Source organism: Vibrio sp. YT-18, from assembly GCF_033337345.1.
In the GTDB taxonomy this organism is placed as follows: domain Bacteria; phylum Pseudomonadota; class Gammaproteobacteria; order Enterobacterales; family Vibrionaceae; genus Vibrio; species Vibrio alginolyticus.
Genome location: NZ_JAWOQO010000152.1, coordinates 1 through 1,234, shown reverse-complemented (window position 1 = coordinate 1,234; position 1,234 = coordinate 1). Strand labels below are relative to the sequence as shown.

Genomic DNA, 1,234 nt, shown 5'->3' with positions numbered 1-1,234 from the left:
TGACTGAAGTGGCGAGCCAATTGGTCGGCACTGACATCCAGCTTGGCATCATACCGTTGGGCACGGCGAATGCGCTGTGCCATGTGCTGTATGGCATCGGCGTGAAGTTATCACCGGTGGAAAAAGCGTGTGAAGCCATTCTCGCAGGTCATTGCCAACGCATAGACACCGCAGAATGTAATCAGCGTTTGATTCTGTTGGTGCTGGGTATTGGCTTGGAACAGAAGATGATTGAACACGCGCATCGTGAAGAGAAAAATGCTTTTGGGCAACTGGCGTATTTAACGGGCTTTTTTAACGCTGTTATTTCCGAAAAGGTGCAAACTCTGCAAGTAACCCTCGAAGGGCAGGCGGCGAGTGAACAAGGATGGGAGCGTCAGGAGATGGACGTGCACAGCTTCGTCGTGGCAAACATCGCGCCCTTCAGTACCGTGTTAGCGCAAGGTGGCGGCGCGCCGCAGCCAGATGATGGGAAACTGCACATTACCTACCTTGATAACACTCAGTCGCTGGGTGGACGCCTAGTGGCGTTGTCGGATCTAACATTAACCAGCGTCGGTGCGCAGGATGAGTCGAATCTGTTTCAGTACGCGAGCGCGACAGGGGTAACGATTACTGCGGATAAGCCGATTGACTACGTCATCGACGGTGAGCTCTATTCTGACCGTCGTTTAGAGATCAAGATTCGTCCTCAGTCGCTTAATGTGTTTGTTCCCAGTTAACGCAGATGAAGACGACTGCGAATAGAGTCGAATACAAACAACGACGCAAAAAACGTATCACTTGTGATGCGTTTTTTATGTCGAACGTCGACTAATGGTGGATGCGAATAGATGCAGAAAGTAAGTAAAGTCTGTGTTGGTCGATGCGTAGAATAGACAAAGCAACAGATAGAAGGGCAAAAATAGAGAAGACAAACGAAGGAAAAAGGTGAGCAGAGCTACTCACCTTGGGGTAAATGTTTTTCCAGCTCGTCGTTTTCGACTTGTAACGCCGCCACCCAGTACGAGATCAGCGCTGTTAAGTTGGCATCATCCAACTCTCGGAGGAGCTGTTTTAACTCACTCAGTAATTGCGCATTCATAAAATGCATCTCTTTATAATTACCGAGAGTAGCAATTCCCGTTTTGTTGGCGTGTTTTGCGATAAAGTCGTCGCCATTTTGATCAAAAAATAGATCGACCATTTTTTTGATCATCACTTTTTCTATTTTAACGAACCGATAGGCTGATCG

General features: G+C 47.9%; 2 protein-coding genes. One reads left to right on the top strand and one right to left on the bottom strand.

All coding sequences use genetic code 11. From position 1 onward, the window contains the following. The coding region (locus R7M72_RS25060; RefSeq protein ID WP_318056454.1) for a diacylglycerol kinase family protein at positions 1-722 on the top strand (722 nt) is incomplete at its 5' end. A gap of 218 nt (positions 723-940) precedes the next feature. Here the strand turns inward: R7M72_RS25060 and R7M72_RS25055 are convergent. Continuing rightward, the coding region (locus R7M72_RS25055) for a hypothetical protein (protein ID WP_318056453.1) at positions 941-1,234 on the bottom strand (294 nt) is incomplete at its 5' end.